Source organism: Pacificibacter sp., from assembly GCF_039769035.1.
Lineage (GTDB): Bacteria > Pseudomonadota > Alphaproteobacteria > Rhodobacterales > Rhodobacteraceae > Celeribacter.
Genome location: NZ_JBDMZG010000120.1, coordinates 1 through 17855, shown reverse-complemented (window position 1 = coordinate 17855; position 17855 = coordinate 1). Strand labels below are relative to the sequence as shown.

At 51.6% G+C, this 17855-nt stretch carries 14 protein-coding genes; 9 read left to right on the top strand and 5 right to left on the bottom strand.

From position 1 onward, the window contains the following. Window positions 1–472: 472 nt before the first annotated feature. The 6 genes from ABF287_RS10865 (at window position 473) to ABF287_RS10840 (ending at window position 6979) form a co-directional block, all read left to right on the top strand. Complete coding sequence (locus ABF287_RS10865; RefSeq protein WP_347185028.1) at window positions 473–1252, top strand: helix-turn-helix domain-containing protein; 780 nt, start codon at window positions 473–475, stop codon at window positions 1250–1252. A 26-nt stretch (window positions 1253–1278) separates the two neighbouring features. Next, the gene (locus ABF287_RS10860) at window positions 1279–2547 is read left to right on the top strand and encodes an ABC transporter substrate-binding protein (protein WP_347185027.1); all 1269 of its coding nucleotides are present in this window, start codon (window positions 1279–1281) and stop codon (window positions 2545–2547) included. An 80-nt stretch (window positions 2548–2627) separates the two neighbouring features. Then, the gene (locus ABF287_RS10855; RefSeq protein ID WP_347185026.1) at window positions 2628–3518 is read left to right on the top strand and encodes a sugar ABC transporter permease; all 891 of its coding nucleotides are present in this window, start codon (window positions 2628–2630) and stop codon (window positions 3516–3518) included. Between the two features lie 3 nt (window positions 3519–3521). After that, window positions 3522–4346 carry a carbohydrate ABC transporter permease gene (locus tag ABF287_RS10850; protein ID WP_347185025.1) on the top strand — a complete coding sequence of 275 codons (825 nt, stop codon included), beginning with the start codon at window positions 3522–3524 and terminating at the stop codon, window positions 4344–4346. A gap of 7 nt (window positions 4347–4353) precedes the next feature. Beyond that, complete coding sequence (ugpC, locus tag ABF287_RS10845; protein ID WP_347185024.1) at window positions 4354–5442, top strand: sn-glycerol-3-phosphate ABC transporter ATP-binding protein UgpC; 1089 nt, start codon at window positions 4354–4356, stop codon at window positions 5440–5442. A 16-nt stretch (window positions 5443–5458) separates the two neighbouring features. Further along, window positions 5459–6979, top strand: a complete 1521-nt coding sequence (locus ABF287_RS10840; RefSeq protein ID WP_347185023.1) for a sulfatase — start codon at window positions 5459–5461, stop codon at window positions 6977–6979. Window positions 6980–7373: 394 nt separating this feature from the next. Here the strand turns inward: ABF287_RS10840 and ABF287_RS10835 are convergent, their stop codons facing one another. The 4 genes from ABF287_RS10835 to ABF287_RS10820 form a co-directional block, all read right to left on the bottom strand. After that, complete coding sequence (locus tag ABF287_RS10835) at window positions 7374–8009, bottom strand: HAD family phosphatase (protein WP_347185022.1); 636 nt, start codon at window positions 8007–8009, stop codon at window positions 7374–7376. Between the two features lie 20 nt (window positions 8010–8029). Beyond that, window positions 8030–9091, bottom strand: coding sequence for an ABC transporter ATP-binding protein (locus ABF287_RS10830; protein WP_347185021.1), 1062 nt, complete (start codon window positions 9089–9091; stop codon window positions 8030–8032). 26 nt (window positions 9092–9117) lie between these two features. Continuing rightward, window positions 9118–11280, bottom strand: a complete 2163-nt coding sequence (locus ABF287_RS10825) for an iron ABC transporter permease (protein ID WP_347185020.1) — start codon at window positions 11278–11280, stop codon at window positions 9118–9120. Window positions 11281–11376: 96 nt separating this feature from the next. Then, on the bottom strand, window positions 11377–12399 hold the full coding sequence (locus ABF287_RS10820) for an ABC transporter substrate-binding protein (RefSeq protein ID WP_347185019.1): 1023 nt from the start codon (window positions 12397–12399) through the stop codon (window positions 11377–11379). 236 nt (window positions 12400–12635) lie between these two features. Between ABF287_RS10820 and ABF287_RS10815 the strand changes: the two genes are divergently transcribed. From ABF287_RS10815 to ABF287_RS10805, 3 genes are all read left to right on the top strand, one after another. Continuing rightward, complete coding sequence (locus ABF287_RS10815; protein ID WP_347185018.1) at window positions 12636–13364, top strand: response regulator transcription factor; 729 nt, start codon at window positions 12636–12638, stop codon at window positions 13362–13364. After that, a complete protein-coding gene (locus ABF287_RS10810) occupies window positions 13358–15880 on the top strand; it encodes an ATP-binding protein (protein WP_347185017.1) in 2523 nt (840 codons plus the stop codon). The genes ABF287_RS10815 and ABF287_RS10810 overlap by 7 nt, the downstream gene beginning before the upstream one ends. 268 nt (window positions 15881–16148) lie before the next feature. After that, complete coding sequence (locus ABF287_RS10805) at window positions 16149–16691, top strand: hypothetical protein (RefSeq protein ID WP_347185016.1); 543 nt, start codon at window positions 16149–16151, stop codon at window positions 16689–16691. Window positions 16692–17403: 712 nt separating this feature from the next. Here the strand turns inward: ABF287_RS10805 and ABF287_RS10800 are convergent. After that, window positions 17404–17855, bottom strand: a 452-nt coding sequence (locus tag ABF287_RS10800) for a tyrosine-type recombinase/integrase (RefSeq protein WP_347185015.1), incomplete at its 5' end; no start/stop codon positions are given.

Here is a 17855-nt window from a genome sequence, read left to right as displayed (position 1 = left end):
GCTTGCATCACAGCACACGCGCCGCATAATACAACCAACCAGATGAGCCAGATACTCGCCTAAATTACGCAGCCTCTGGACCCAAAAACTCTGACGTCAGACATTTTCAATACGTTAAACAGATTCATTATAGAATGTTGTTTCTATAACAGGGCAAATATTGACTTCCCATTTTCAAAGGTGCGCCCAAGTTGGGGCGACACGACAAGATGGCGCTGTTCGGCCCAAAGCCGACCTTCGACCCCCAATCCTCTTGCATCGGTGCGGCCCGTCGAAGCAGACACTCGTGCATTTTGTCGGCTTTAATGTCGGTCATCAGACTTAGTGAGATTCCGCTGCACCTGCTCCATCGACGGCTTCGCTCAGTATTCGAAGCATTCGTCACATTGGAATGAAGCAGCCCTCAACATTAGACACATTGCGTTGACTACTCTCAATATAAGGATTATAAATCTCAAAAGGGGGATTCTTTGTGGGCGAAAATCTAAAGCGAATTCTGACTCTGTTGGAACATTTGTCGTTGGCCAAGGAAGGCGGAATGCAGGTGGCGCATTTGATTGAGGAAACAGGTCTCGCCGCATCAACCGTCTATCGCTTGGTGGGAGAGCTCGAAAACTTGGGATACTTGCGCAAAGCAAGCGACCGCAAATTGATCCCAAGCTTTTCATTTGAGCAAGCAATGGCCATCGGAGGGATGGAGCTGCAAAGCTTGAATGATGCTTGTCGAGCGGTGTCGTCACGCTTGATTGCTGCATCTGAGTTCATTTCATTACGCCGTCAAAATCTGTTTTGGCACATCTCGGAGGAGAGCGGGCAGCAGTCGCTTCGCTTGCGTGCTGGTGTAGGTTTTATCCGCGGATCCTACGAACTGGACTGCATTAGCCGCATGGCGCTTGCCCATGCGCCAACGGATGATGTCGAGCGGGTTTGGGATGTATCTGGGTTTTATGACGTTGGCGTATCTGGGGGCAAAGTGCCTTGGGCCCACGCTAAGGCGCAAATTTCATCTGTCGATCTTGATGGCATGGAATTTGACCTTATGGGCAACGCCAAAGGCATCCGGCGCTACTGCGTCGCGATCAACGGGGCCGATGGGGAATTTGCCGGAATGTTGACAGTCGCCGAGGCAGCCACGCCTTTGCGCGACGTTGAGGGTCATATCGCAACGGTCAAAGATGTCCTGCTGGATGCAAAAAGAACCGTCGAGAAAGACTGGGAGAAGACTGAGACTGTGCTCGGCCGATCGGGCTGAGCGCAACTTACACTAGGGAGGATACCATGAAGAATTTTAAATTATACGCGGTCGCGCTTGCGGCCGTGCTGAGTGCTGGTGCGCCGGTCACGGCTGTCGCACAGGATTTGGTCGTGTCCATTGGCTCGCGTGGCTATGGCGCTATGGTCGATAAAAATATCGAAAGCTTTGAGGCTGCCAATCCAGGCATGTCGGTGGAATGGAACAAAGTGTCCGATGTGCCGGGCGATACCCGTAAGCTTTACGTCACGGGTTTGACGGCTCGCAGCCCCACACCGGATGTTTTTGCAGTGGATGTGATCTGGGCTGGCGAATTTGCGCAACGTGGATGGCTTGCGCCGCTCAACGACTTGATCGACGCTGATCAAATCGCAGCCTACAACCCATCATTCTTGTCTGCGGCAACTGTGGACGACAATGTCTATGCTGCGCCACTTTACTTGGACGGCACGCATTTGTTCTACCGCTCTGATCTGCTCGAAAAATACGACATCGAGGTGCCAAAAACGTGGGAAGAGGTCATTTCAGCTTCCAAAACGGTCATGGAAGGCGAAGGCAACCCGCAGCTTTACGGTTTTGTGTCTATGTGGGCTAAGATCGAAGGCCTGTTCATGAACTGGCTGTCCTTTACCGGCGGCAATGGGGCGAGCTTCTTTGACGCAGACGGCAAAGTCGCGGTCAATTCACCTCAAGCGATTGAAGCCACGCAAACCATGGTCGACATCCTGTACAAACATAAAATTGCACCGGATTCGATTTTGACCATGCGCCCAGACGATGCGCGCACTTTGTTCCAACAGGGGCGTTCGGTCTTTTTGATGGTACAGGATTTCGTCCACGCGCCGCTTAGCGCAGAAGACAGCCCTGTTGCGGGTAAATTTGACTTTACCCGCAATCCATATTTTGCAGGTCATGAAGACGGGCATTCCACTGCGCTGGGCGGTTGGTTGCTGGCTGTGAATGCCAATTCTGAGAACAAAGAAGCGGCTGCCAAATTGGTCGCGCATTTCACGTCTTTCGACAATCAACTCGAGGCGGCATTGAGTGAAAATCGCGCCCCGGGTCGTACAGATGTCTACGAGTCGGAGCAAATGGCGGGTGCCTCGCTCATTCGTGATTTTGGCGCCAACTACGCCGTCGGTGTTGTGCGTCCTTCTGCTGCAACGGGAAGCCTTTACCCCCGTGTGTCTGAGGCAATGCAGATCGAGATCACCAATGCATTGAACCAGAAAAAGTCAGTCGAAGACGCGCTGAATGACGCGGCCAAAGCGGTCAAAGACATCTTGGGTCAATAACACTCCCACGCTTGTTACCCTCTGACCATGTCCGGCAAATTTGTCGGGCATGGTTCAATACCCGCACATCGGAGTTCACAATGCCTCGTATTTTGACACTTGAGAAACGAACCGCGTTGACAGGGATTGGCTTTGTCACGCCGACGGTTCTGATCATTGCCCTCATTCTTGTCTACCCCATCGTTCAATCAATTATCCTTAGCTTTGGTCAATCGAGCATCGATGGGTATGAGCCCTACCGTTTTGTTGGGCTTGATCACTACATCAAGTTGACGGGGGATGGGCGATTTTGGAACGCGCTCGGTGTGACGTTTACCTTTACTGCGCTGTCCATTCCATTGGAACTGATGCTGGGCATCGGCTTGGCGTTGTTGATGAACGAGACTTTCAAATTCAAAGGCTTGGCACGTTTGGCGGTTTTGTTCCCTTGGGCTTTGCCAACGGCGCTCAACACGCTGATGTGGCGTTGGATGTACAATTCTGATTACGGGCTGTTTAACGCCGTGGCGCTGCAAAGTGGCTTGGTTGATAAGCCGATCAACTTTTTAGGCGACGACGTTTTAGCTATGGCCTCAATGGTGACTGTTGCTGTTTGGAAAACCAGTTCCTTCATGGCGCTGATCATTCTGGCGGGGCTGCAATCGATCCCACGAGACCTGTTTGAAGCGGGGCGGATGGACGGCATGAACCGCTGGACTGAGTTTACGCAAATCACGTTGCCACTGCTCAAAGGGCCTATCTTGGTCGCCTTGATCATTCGGTCGATGGATGCGCTGCGCACGTTTGAATTGCCGTTCAATCTCACTGATGGCGGACCGGCTGCAGCCACGGAAAGCCTGTCGCTATACGCCTATAAGGTCATCTTTGACTTTTTGGATTTCAACTTTGGAGCGGCCATCGTGGTTGTGCAGTTCTTGGTCATTTTCGCCATGAGCTTGGTCTATGTCTTCACGCTGCGGAACAAGGATTAAATCATGACACATCGCCCACGTTACGTCCTGTATACGCTTGTTGGCCTGTCGGTCTTCATATCCTTTTTCCCAATTGTTTGGCTAATCCTGACCTCGTTTAAAAACACAGCAGGCATCTACGCTTGGCCGCCACAGTATTGGCCGTCGCCGTTTACGTTTGACAACTACACCTCTATTTTCACCAACTCGCCTGAGCTGCTGCGCTACATTCTCAACAGTTTCATTGTTGGTCTGGGCTGCACGATTGTGACACTTGGCTGCGGAGGCATCGCCGCATATGCTCTATCCCGTCTGGGGCTGCGCTTTGCGGGCATGTTGATGGTTGGCATTTTGGCGGTCTCGATGTTTCCGCCGGTTTCTTTGCTGCCATCACTGTTTCAAAACTTTTTACAACTGGGGTTGTTGAACACCTATACAGGGTTGATTTTGGCCCACGCGGGTCTCTTTTTACCCTTCTCGGTCTGGATGCTCGCCAGTTATTTTGCGACGTTGCCCGTTGAGATCGAAGAAGCTGCCCGCATGGACGGGATGGGATTTATCAGGATTTTCCTCACGATCGTTTTGCCGCTGTCTTGGCCCGGCTTTGTGGCGACAGGCTTGATTGTGTTCATCTTCTCATGGAACGAATTCCCACTTTCATTGGTCTTGATGACCCAAAACGCGATGCGTACGGCACCTGTCGGCATCTCGCTGTACCCAGGCGAATATGCTTTCCCTTGGGAAACGATCAGCACGGCAACCGTGCTTGCAATCATTCCCGTGCTCATCATCACCGCAATTTTTCAGAAACAGATTGTTGGCGGCCTGACCGCTGGCGCAGGTAAGTAGAACAGATATGGCAAGTGTAACACTCAATCAAATCGGTAAATCTTATGGCGCAGTCACGGCGGTTGAAGAGTTCGACCTTGAAATCGCGGATGGCGAATTTCTTGTGCTTCTGGGGCCGTCAGGCTGCGGGAAATCGACAACCCTGCGCATGATCGCGGGCTTAGAGAGCATCACCACAGGCGAGCTGTCCATTGGCGGCGTGCGCGTGAATGAGACCGACCCGAAAGATCGCGGCGTTGCGATGGTTTTTCAAAACTACGCGCTGTATCCGCATAAAACGGTTTTCGACAATATGGCGATGGGGCTTAAGCTGCAAAAGATGCCCAAAGCTGAGATTGAAAAGCGCGTCAACGACGTGTCAGATCTTTTGGGTCTGAACGATTATCTGATGCGCAAACCGGCGGCTTTGTCCGGCGGGCAGCGTCAACGGGTCGCGATCGGGCGCGCCATCGTGCGCACGCCTGAAGTGTTTTTGTTCGATGAGCCCCTGTCCAATCTGGACGCCAAACTGCGGGTAAAAATGCGAATGGAGCTGCAAGAGCTGCACAAACGTATCGGCGTCACAAGCATCTATGTTACCCACGATCAGGTCGAAGCGATGACGCTGGCTGACCGGATCGTGATCCTGAACGGTGGTAAAGTGGCCCAAATCGGTACGCCGCGCGATGTCTACGACAATCCTGAGACCGAGTTCGTGGCTGGATTTATCGGCAGTCCTGCGATGAATTTTTTATCCGCCGAGGCCGCGCAAGATGGATGGAAAATCACAGGAACTGACCTCACATTACCGCGCCCGCAAGGGCTTGGCGACGCTTGTGAAGTTGCGACGCTTGGCATTCGGCCTGAGCACATCGAAGTTTTAGAAGATGGTGACGCCTCTGACCCTTGGGTGTTCAAGGCGATGGTGAAACTGGATGAATTGCTGGGCGCAGATGCATTGCTCAATCTGTCTGTGCATGGTCAAGAGTTGCTGGTTCGGGTGGATGGGACTGATTTTCCACAGGCCGGTGCAAAGGTGCGCATTCGCATAGACCCAAACCGCGTGCATGGGTTTGATCCTGCGACAGGCCTCGCTCTCTCTCGCGCTTCGATCTGATAGGAAAGGTACTCCAATGACCCAAAAACGCCCCAATATTCTGTTTATTATGGCTGACGATCACGCGTCGAAAGCCATCAGTTGCTATGGCGCTGGCTTAAACCACACTCCTAACCTTGATCGTATTGCCGATGAAGGCGTGCGGTTGAACCATTGCTATGTCACCAATTCGATCTGCACGCCAAGCCGTGCCGCGATTTTGACCGGCACCTATAATCATGTGAACAGCGTCACCACGTTGGATACGCCTATCGACAATCGCGGGCCAAATGTGGCCAAACATTTGCGCACGGGCGGGTATCAGACGGCTTTGATCGGCAAATGGCACCTAGGCGAAGGCAAGGCTCATGAGCCGACCGGATTTGACTTTTGGTCTGTTTTGCCCGGCCAAGGGGAATATTTTGATCCTTATATGATTGAGATGGGCAAAGAGATCGAAGTTCCGGGGTATGCCACCGATGTTATCACGGACAAAAGCCTTGAATGGTTGAACCAATGTGATCCTGATAAGCCGTTTTTCTTGATGTGTCATCACAAGGCTCCGCACCGAGAATGGGAACCGCACCCAAAGAACCGGCATTTGTACCAAGAGGATGTCGCCCTTCCTGACACTTTTAATGACGAGTACAAAAATCGTGCGAAGGCCGCATCCGAAGCACGGATGCGGATCAAGGATGATATGAAATATGTCGATCTTGGGTTGGTCCAACCCGAAGGCGGCGCAGAGGTGGGCGAGCGTACCAAACCGGGATCAACCGATAGGCGCATCCCCAACCCCGAAGACGTCAGCAACCTGCGTCTGATTGATCGCGATACAGGCGAGGTGTTCACGTTCGAGTCCCAAGATGAGCTCAGCCATTTCAAATATCAACGCTATTTGAAGCGGTATTTGCGCACGATCCACTCCGTCGATGAAAGCGTGGGGCGCATGCTCGACTGGTTGGATGAAACCGGCCAAGCAGACAATACTATCGTTGTTTACACCTCGGATCAGGGTTTTTTCCTGGGCGAACATGGCTGGTACGACAAGCGCTTTATGTATGAAGAATCTTTCCAAATGCCATTTCTGATGCGCTATCCCGCCGAAGTGCCCGCTGGCACAATCTGCAACGATATGCTGTGTAATGTCGATTTTGCACCGACCTTTTTGGACTACGCAGAGTTGACCATTCCGAACTACATGCAGGGCAAATCCGCGCGTTCCGTGCTTGGAGGAGAGGTGACTGAGGATTGGGATCAAGTGGCGTATCATCGGTATTGGATGCACCGCGACCCTGATCACAACGCTTACTCTCACTACGGAATTCGAGATCAACGCTACAAGTTGATCTATTGGTACAACGACGGCTTTGATTTGCCGGGTACCAACCAAGGCGGGCAGGACACAGAGTGGGAGTTGTTTGATTGCGACAAGGACCCGCTTGAGCTGTTCAGTGTGGCTGATGATCCCGCCTATGCTGAGGTGCGCCGTGAAATGCTCGCAAAACTCACCGCTAAGATGGCAGCGATTGGAGATGAACCCGCACACTGCGAATAATTGCCGACACCCAGTCGCAGATTTAGAATGTTGTGGAACGGATCGCCTAATAACTGATACCGGTGCGATTTGTTCATCTTCCCACCCTTCATGACAATTGCGGACAAGTTTGGGGTGGTTGGACGACGTAAGTCCGCTTTGGTGCTCTGTTGGTCAGAATTCGCACTTGCAGCGAATGTCTGGTTTCCGCCCTTGGTGTCGATCGACGCGAACGGCCCTAAGCGGACATCGCGGAAAATCGCAGCTTAGAGCCTATTTTGTTAAAAAGCTCTTTGCTGCATCTGCAAAATTTCTGAAATTCAGGATATTACTCCGTCAAATGTGCTTGGAATACTCGGTATTGGCATTTTTCAACAGAATAAGCCCGTAGTGATTTTTTGCAGCGTGGCAAATGTCAGCTATGAATGATTTGAAGGACGTCGGATCCGGCAGCAAGGGCTGCGGACACACCTTCTTTTGAGTCTTCAAAGACCAATGTCATGGCCGTAGGGACCCCCAGTTTCTTGGCTGCATGCACAAAAATGTCGGGCGCGGGCTTTGCAGGAAGACCATCCGAGACTGAGGCAATGGCACCGAAATAATCCAGAAGATCAACGGCTTTCAACGATGCGGTGGCGACTTCGATTTCTGCGTTGGTTCCGACAGCCATGGGATGGGTTCGACCTAAAGCGCGAAGCAATCTATTTGTTTCTTCGATCGGCGATACTGTCGTCGCCTTGCTGATAAATGCATCAATGCTCTGTTGGGCGGCCAAGGCAATGTCCAAAGCCCCCGACACCTCTTCTGAGAAAGCCGTCAAAAGGGACAGGCGATCTAGGCCTGTCCGCAAAGCATACCAATTTCGATCTAAATCAAACCCTTGAGCACGTGCTGCAGACTGAAAAGCTTGAAAATGCGTTTCACTGCTGTCGACCAACGTCCCGTCACAGTCGAATATGATGGCACGATAATCGCCTGCAATGATTTCAGAATGCCAGTTCTCGGATGAGACATGCCTTTGGCCGCCGCGGGAATATAAAATGCTATCCAAAATGTACACTGTTCCTTGTATTAGGCCGACACAAGGCGGGCTAGATCTGCATCGAATTGAATTGAAACGGTGTCGCCGTGTGCAAATGGTTTTCCGGTCAAACCACTAATGACAAACAAGGAGCCGATTGCACTTTCCACTGTATACTGAATTTCTTTTCCAAGGTAGGCCGCATAGCTGATCGTGCCTTTGATCCCAGGTTGATCGGGAGAGGCGAGGTGCAAGTTATGCGGCCGTAGCACCATTTTTGCGTGGCCTTTTTGCAGTCCACCATCGCGGATTTTGTATTGTTTCATGTCCAAAGCCACGGTGGCTTCGCCCTTCGTCACATCTTTAATATCGCAGTCGGCAAGATTGGCATCCCCAATGAAATCGGCGATAAATGCGGAATTAGGTGCCTCGTAGAGATCGCTGGGCGAACCTTCCTGCGCGATCTCGGCGTCTTTCATCACGATGATACGGTCCGAAACAGCCATCGCCTCTTCTTGGTCGTGGGTGACATAGACGGCGGTAAGGCCGAGGCGTTGTTGAATTTGGCGGATTTCTTCGCGGACATGGCGGCGCAGTTTCGCATCAAGGTTCGAGAGAGGCTCATCCAAAAGCAGGACTTCAGGCTCCAATACGATGGCGCGCGCAACGGCAACACGTTGCTGCTGACCGCCCGATAACTCGCTTGGTAAACGATCCCCAAAACCAGCGAGCCCGACCAATTCTAATCCATGCTCTGCTTTTTGCGCGGCCTCAGCCTTAGGCATGGCTTTGACTGTGAGGCCATAAGCGACATTCTCGCGGACCGTCATGTGTGGGAACAATGCGTAAGATTGAAACACCATCGACACCTTACGGTAAGTTGCCGTTAAGTGAGTGACGTCTTCGCCGCCGATGTGAATTTTTCCGGCGCTGGCCATCTCAAGGCCAGCAATAAGACGCAGCGTGGTTGTTTTACCGCATCCAGAGGGGCCCAGCAGGGTCACAAGCTTGCCGGGATCAATGGTCAGGTCAAGGCCTTTAAGAGCCGTAACCTCACCAAATTTTTTTACGACATTCTCAAAACGTACAGAACCAGGGGTTGATTTTGTCATGGTATTCTCCGGGGTTTGGCCTGGTTTCAAGCCGTTGTTTGGACGCGGTCGGCACGGCGCAGACGGCGTGATCCGACAAGCAGTTGGAGCAGCAAGATCACTGCGAGCATGGTGACAATCAGCACCGCAGAATAGGCAATCGCGAGACCAAATTCTCCGTTTTCAACCCTGCCGACGATGAAAGACGTCGCCATATTATGCTTTGCGCTGACTAAGAAAATCACTGCGCTGACGGATGTAATCGCACGTACAAAGCTATAGGTAAGCGCTGCAAGAATGGCAGGCCTCATCAATGGTAAAATCACGCGCCGAACGGTTGTAAAGCTATTGGCTCCGAGGGTGATTGACGCTTCATCGAGACTTTTGTCGAGCTGCGACATCGCGGCGATGCCGCCGCGCACCCCAACGGGCATATTCCTGAAAACAAAGACAATGATCAGGATGATGCTTGTCCCCGTCAGCTCAATCGGCGGAAAGTTGAACGCCATGATATAGCTGACACCAATTACAGTTCCAGGGATCGCAAAACTAAGCATAGTCGAGAACTCAAACAGCTCTTTACCTGCAAAATTTTGACGCACCAGAAGATAAGCTGTCGAAAGCCCCACCAATGCAGTCAACGGCGCTGCGATGGATGAAATCGTCAGCGTTGTGAAATAGCTGTCCCATGCCACACCCGTCAAACGCCCCGTCGTGAAGTCGATGCCAAACGCACGGATATAATGGTCAAAAGTGAAGCTATGATTATAGCCCCAGAGTTTCACAAAACTCCCAAACACAATCATTGAGTAGACAACAGCAGTCAAAGCGGCCCAAGGCAAAGCTGTGGCATAGCACAGGCCTTTCACCAGTGGGCTCAGCGCGGCATTTTGGCCTGAATCCGCTTTGCCCGTGATCGTGGCATAAGACTTTTTCCCCAACCACATGCGTTGCAAGACAAAGGCTGACAGCGTGAGCGTGAGCAAAACAATTGCCAGCACCGCCGCCTTTGCAGGATCGGCTACAGAGCCTACGATGGCAAAGAATATGTCTGTCGAGAGTACAGAATATCCACTGCCTAAGACCAAGGGGTTGCCAAAGTCAGCGAGGCTTTCGATGAAACCAAGCAGGAATGCATTGGCTAACCCAGGGCGCATCAGTGGCAATGAGACATAACGGAAGGTTTGCCAGCGGTCGGCGTCAAGTGTTTGAGAGGCTTCCTCCATTGAGGGGCTGACGCCTTGCACCACGCCAATCAAGACCAGAAATGCGATCGGTGTGAAGGACAATAACTGCGCAATGTAGACACCTGAAAACCCATAGAGCCAACGGGTTTTTTCCATACCGAAAAGGTCTGCTGCAAAAGCCGTGACCGAACCGTTTCGTCCAAAAAGCAAGATAAGAGCAAGGCCGATGACAAAAGGAGGCGTGATGATTGGCATGATTGTCAGCATGCGCAAAATCTTTTTGGCGCGAAAATCTGTACGGGTAAAGATCAGTGCAAAAGCGAGACCCAAGAGGGTTGTACCAAGGCCGGTCAACACCGCAAGGAACAGAGAGTTGATGGCAACACCACATGAGCGATCAGCGAAAAGACATTGGAGCCCCCAAATATCACTGCTGAAGAAGCGGGGGAAAAAACTGGTGAGACTGTAACCACCTTCGATCTCAAACGCGCGAACGAGAATGTGCATCACTGGGTAAAACACAAAAACACCGACAAGTGTAATGATCAGGCCGATGATGCTGACAACAAAGGCGTCGCCGCGCCCTTTACCCGTTTGTGACATCGAAACAGTCAGTGCAAACAAAAGACCCGTGACGCAGACTGCCGCGCCGATGCCCATTCCGGGTTGGCCGGATGTGATGGTCTCACCGGTTAATATGCTCTCAAACATACGCGGGCCTGCGCGCACAACGAGGAGACCCTGAATGGCTGTCCAAACGAGCCCAAACGCTGCAAGGCCAAGCGTGGTCTTTGCGCGTTGTACTGGGCTCTTCACGATGAAAACGTTCGCGAGGGAGGCGATCAACAGTATCCCAATCGGTGCAAGCCACCATTGGCCCAACATCGCAAGCCTAAGCCCGCTTGAGTGGGCCTCAAGCGCCAGCCATTCAAATGATAGAAAACCAGCATCTGTCATATGCCATGGCAGCACAACAAAGCCGACAAGCCCGATTAGGAGCCAGAACAAAACCGTTCGTTTCATATTTAGGTCCAAAGAGTAGGGGAAGGAGGACCCTTTAGGGAAAGGGTCCTCAACGGCCGGCGCGATGAAACCATCGAGCGCCGGCAAGGAGACACATTACTGTGAGTTGGGGTCACTCACTTCAGTATCCCAACGCGCCAACAGTCGTGCACGTGTTTCGCTTGAGCCATATGTCGCAAAATCATAGTCGATCAGCTTGATGTCGGTCAGGCGCGGTGCATCCGGGTCGGAAGTTGCATTTGCGTTGGAAGGGACATTGTAAGTGCCAACTTCAGGGCCACGCGATTGCGCCTCAGCCGTGATTACAAATTCAACCCATTTTACAGCATCTTCGAAGTTTCTTGCGCCTTCAATGATGCTGACGCCACCAACTTCATACCCTGTGCCTTCACAAGGAGAGACGATTTCCAAAGGAAATCCGGTTTTGCGCAGCTTGACCATGTCGTGCATGAAGCCGATGGAAACGCCTGTTTCCCCACGTGCTGCTGCTTTTGATGGGGCTGATCCTGATTTTGTGTAAGAGTTCACATTCTTCCCAATGTCCGAAAGAAGCTGGAAAGCTTGGTCTTCACCAAAAACCTGAACAAATGTCGCCAGCTCAGTATAGGCGGTTCCAGAGCTATTTGGGTTTGCGACCTGAATTTCACCACTGAAGCGGGAATCCGTGAGATCTACCCAGCAAGCAGGGGGCAGGATGTCTTTTTCAGCAAGGATCTCGGAGTTGTAAGCAATTCCAAGAGCACCGGCATGCACACCCACGGTCCGGCCATTGGAGATTTCTGTCAGATTTTTGGCCCAGCCAAGCAACTCGGATGTGTCCACATTCGACGCTTGAGTTAGACCCTCAGCAGCTGCAATCAGATGCGGGTCGCCAGTGCCACCCCACCAAACATCAATTTTCGGATTTCCGGCTTCTGCCCGAATTTGTGCTAACGTTTCACCTGTTGATTTTCGTACCATTTGAACATCGACATCGGCGTTTACCGCTTCAAACGCGTCGACCATAAGGTCGCACCAGTCTTGTTCATTGCTGCAAACAACATTCAAATCATCAGCAGATGCAGCAGTTACACCCGCAAGCATCAAAACGGCTGATGAGACCAAACCAAATTTTTTCATTTCTTCCTCCCAGAAGTATTTTTGCTTCCACGGCTGTTACTCCGATCGGCACAACAAGCTTAGGGAGCAAACTCAAAAATGCAGCCCCCGAGTGCATTAACAATGCTACAGATCGAGGGGTGTACGGTTAACAAAATTACAACGCACGTCTGTTTGTAATATTTGTAACGATTGAAACTGAGACGAAATCACAGTTTACCAGTAGGTTCAAATCCAGACATACAAAAGGCTGATGCATGAAACGTGCTAAGATTGGAATTGTGGACGATGAAGTCGGAATGCGCGACGCGTTGGTCGCTTTGCTAACTGAAAACCATTTTGATCCCATCCCCATGGAAAGCAGCGCTGATTTTTCGGTGATCCGTAAGTCTGTCGCCTTTGATTTGGTCTTGATTGACTTGCAACTCAAAGGCGAAAGCGGCCTCGCGTTGGCGATGGACATTCGAAGCAAAGATGATCTTCCCATTGTTATGCTGACTGGTCGAGGCGATGACACTGACAAAATTGTTGGTTTGGAGATCGGAGCGGATGACTATTTGCTGAAACCGTTTAATCCACGCGAATTGATTGCCCGCATTCGTGCAGTTCTGCGCCGATATGGCAATGGAACCAGCACGCCAATGGGGGCGGCTGAAGATGACCAGAAAGTTGCGTTGGGAGAACTTGTCATTGACCGGAAAAATAAGGTCGTCAGTAAGTGCGATGGTCCTGAGATACCTTTGACCAATGCCGAATATCGGTTGCTCGATTTTTTTCTTGATCGACCCAATCAGATCATTCCGCGGGTTGATTTGCTCACTGAAATCGGAAGCGACCTGACACGCTATATGGACCGTACGATCGACGTCTTGATCCTACGATTGCGCCGCAAGATTGAGGAAAACCCTTCCAAACCCGTTCACCTTCAAACGCGCCGAGGCCAAGGCTATATCTTTGTAACCGGGGTTGAGGTCGAAAAGTGCTGAGTTTTTTCAGTTTACGAACTGTGCGTGGCAGGCTTTGGGCGGCACTGACACTTTTGACGATTGCAGTATTGTCGGCCAGTGGTGTGACGTGGTTTGCTCTGCAACGGGTTGATGCACGGCTGCAAGAATTACACCAAGAAACGCTTAGCCAGGTGGCTCAAGCACTGGATCTTTCACAGCGCTCTTCTGATCTGGCCACATCTGCCCCCTATTTGCTAAACCAACGTTCGCATTTCCTGATCGAACAAGGTGGTGAGAAATTGCTGAAGGTCTTGAACCGAGTGCGAACCGATTGGCCTGAGACCCGTTTTGACGACGCACAAAAGGCGCAGCCAGGCGTTTCTGATATTCTTGGCAGTATGACGACTGGCATCGTTGATCTTGTCACGGCATCACGCAGTATTGATACTTTGCAAGCAGATTTACGTGAGCACACGGCTGAACTGGGCGTTCTCAGAAACACTGCTTCAACGGCGATCTCTGCCACAAATGAGGATGATGCGACACGGCTTATTTGGTGGTCACTCCAAAGTATGAACGCGGATGCATTGAATGCGGCCTACGCAGGAAATCTGATCGGTGTGGGCGAAGAACAACGGCATTTTTTGCGGCAACGTGAAGCGCTTGATGCCGCTAAGCTTACCCCACAACAAGAGGTGTTCTTTGGGCGCCTTGAGGACGTGGTTTGGGGGAATGCTGGAGTTTTCGAATTGCGACGCCTTGAACTTTCCAGCAACCTTGAAGCGCAAAACGCACTCTTCCGCATTCGCTATGATGCGAACCGGATCAATGAGCTTGCAGGGGAGTATGCAAACCAAGCAGAGGCGTTTTTGGCCGGTGAAAGGGTTGCCTCGTCGCGTACAATTTGGGGGGCACGCATGTTTGTGGCGACCATTAGTGTGGTCAGCCTTGTCTTAGCGTTGACTGCCGCAATCTATGTGTCGCAATACGTGACATTCAACATCACACGGGTGTCCGCGGCGATGGTTCGACTTGCCAATGGGGACCGCGCAAGTGCGCTGCCGCGTCGGCTTGGCGGTAAGGACGAGATTGGAGACCTCTTTCGATCATTTCGCAGCTTCCGCGCCAATGCCTTGCGATTGGACCGTTCGAACCGGCAACTTGACCAGCGCAATGCTCTTTTTGAGAAAGTATTCACGAATATTTCTGACGGGATCGCCATTGTAGATCCAATGGGCCGCGTGACAGCACGCAATGCTGCGTTTTTGAGGATATTGCGTCTTCCCGACGGATCCAAAAAGGTCGTGTCCTTTGTGGAATGGCTGCACCAAGGACGGTTTGCCGAAGCTGCACAGCACATTGATCTCAGGCATGATCTTCGCGGCCATTGCGAATTGGTGTCATCAGATGGGCAGGTGTTAGAGATGCGCGCCAGCAAATTGCCCGATGATGGGCGGGTCTGGCTTTTGGCAGATGTCACAGAACGTCGAAAGATGTCAGATCGAGTGCAGCAAATTGATCGCATTGAGACGCTTGGCAAGGTTGCAGGGGACACAGCTCATGATTTCGCCACTATCCTGTCAACCATTCGGACCCATGCGCACCTGCTTGAAGCACGAGGTCATGACGATGAACACGAAAGTCTTTATGCTATTGGAAATGCTGTAGATTTTGGCGCATCTTTGACGGATCGCCTGTTGGCATTTGCGCGCAAACAAAGCCTGACACCTGAGCTAGTTGATCTAAATGCGTTGATTGAGGGCGTGATCGATCTGGTTGAGATTGGCCTTAAACCAAATGTGCAGTTAGACGTTTCTTTGCCGGAGACCTCTTTGCAAGTGCGCGTTGATCCAGGTCAGCTTGAATCCGCGCTGTTGAACTTGTTGTTGAACGCAAATAACGCTGTTTCAGACAGTGGGCATATCAAGGTATCCCTTGATCAATATGAGGCTGATCAAGCCCGCATTTTGGTCGTAGATGACGGGCATGGAATGCCGCTAGAGGTTCTTGATCGCGCGATTGAACCTTTCTTCACAACGCGTGAAGGCGAAGGTGGAACGGGGCTTGGCTTGTCCATTGTCTACGGGTTCATTCGCCAAACTGGTGGGTATTTGAATATCGAAAGCAACGTTGCGCGAGGCACGCAAATTGAAGTACTGTTGCCACTTGCGGGTGCTGATCATGAACCTCACCACCTTCCATTTGCAAATGCATGCTTGCTTGTAGAGGACGACCACAGAACTCGCGCATCCGTCTGTCAACTGCTCGAAGGCTTAGGATATGATATCACAGTAAGCGAAACGGGCGAGGATGCGCTGGCATTGTTACAGCAGCAGTGTTTTGATTTGCTAGTCAGCGACCTTGATCTTGGTGGGGACATCGATGGCCTTGAACTCGTCGAGAGGGCTTGGAGCGCGCCGCACAAAGTGAGAACCATCATCATGTCCGGCAAATCATCCGCAAAGAAAGTCGTACCAGATTACACCGCGTTCATCGAAAAGCCGGTCACATGCAGCGCACTTTCTGCGATTCTCGAAAGAGTGAAGCACATATAAAATTGCCAGAATCTGACAACAACACAAGCTCAGCGAATTTACATTTTGTCCGCTTAGCTGACCTTAGTGCAGCTTGTAACGAATGTCCGGTTTCCACCCTTACTCACTAACCCCGTAAATTTGCCGCGAGGGTTTCCCTCTCGCCGCTCTCCCGATATTTTCGCCTCCTGTTTTTGCGACGCGTTGTCTTTGACACGCCGCAAAAACATGAGGCTTTTTAGTTTCCTCAGTGCGTGTCGATTTTCAATCGCATTGCTGGAGACGCACAATGTATCACACTACAAAACCCTTCACATCAGAACCGACCACGCACACAGACAGCTGGCATAACGCCACTAAGCCTGGCGATGTCGTACTGTTTCGGTTTCCCTTCAACGAGGATCATAAGACTGACAAACCTAAGCAGCGCCCCTGCCTTATGCTCGATGTCATTGAGGCGAACGGCACCAAATTCGTCGAACTCGCCTACGGCACGTCTGCGCGCACCAAAGCCAACACCGGCTATGAAGTCCGTGTAAACCAGCCAGCGTCCTGCGAGGCGGTGGGGCTGGACCGCCCTACCCGCTTTGTCTGTGCGCGCCGTGTGATCGTCAGCGTAGACCACTCTGGGTTTGTGGACGGCAGTGATCTGGCTCCCCTGATCGGCCGCCTCGATGCGCCCCTTGTCGAGCGCATGAATGCTGTCTGCTTCCGCCTGCAAGTCGAAGCTGCACCCGGCACCAAGACACGGCGCCAAGAACAGGCGCGCTGGCCTCGCGAAGAGCACGGTTTCCTTTTGCGGAACCGCGCATCTCGCGAAGCCATCTGGTAATCCCCTCGAAAAATGGTTGTGTTGAAAACTAGAATTTTCTCGGCAGTATAAGCTAAGGAGATTCACGATGAAGAAATCACGTTATTCAGAGGCACACTGTCCGTCGTCAGAGTTTTTGGAACCAAGGGCAGCTTAGACTAAGAGAGGGTTTTGCCCATCCGACAGGTGTGAATATGGCACGGTGCCTGTGATGCTCAATGCTGACATGTTGTTCGCCTCTGTGAGCGGCGTTAATTGGGTTAAAATTAGCGAGTACTATTTGGGTCAGAAATGCTTGACGTTTGGGTCGGAATTGTCTGACGGGGCCCGTTGATTTGACTCACGAATTCGCCGCGATTGGGCCAAAAATCAGTAACGTTCCACACTTAGCGGACTTTTGCTGCATTTGCATAGGAGCACAAATCGCTTTTTGCCCTGAGCGTCAGCTTTCTTCTCGCCGTTCTTTCGATTTCGCGCCCGCAGCGAATGTCTGGTTTCCGCCCAAACCTCCATTGTGGGTTGGTGAAAATTTCGCACAAAACACGACTGCGTCGGAAAAATAGTTACACACAATATTACGCACCAGAATTTAAATACTTGTTTTTATTAACAACTAAATAATTGCAAATCCGTGTACACCGGTTCGATTCCGGTACTCGCCTCCAATAAAATCAATGACTTGCGTCATCCTACCTCTCCTTCACTGCCATTTTTGAAACAACCGTTGAAACTTTCACGTTTCGCTCTTGCTTCGTTCCATTTGATTTCTCGCCTCTTGAGCGCGCTTCGCGAGCTCCCTTTGCCGGATCGGCCCGCCGTATTTTTTCAGCATCTCAACGCCTGAGTGCCCGGTGACAGCCTTGACCATCTCGTCATCACATCCAGCCAAATAAAGCTCGATCGTCGCGTTTTTCCTGAGCCCGTGCGTTTTGTAGTAGCTCGCCTTCTCATGCTTCATCTTCTTTTTGATGGTGCGCATTTCCTCCGCAACGATGCGGTAGCTCACCGGTCGACCTTTGGGGTCGGTCACGACAGTACCATCCGTTCGCGCGAGTCCGTCGAGATGGGCCTTGAGGCGATCCGTGAGTGGGATCCACAGCGGCTTGTCGGTTTTGCCTTGAGTGAAATCGAATCCCTCATTCGAAAAGTGCGCCCACTTCATCTTCACGACATCGCCAATGCGCT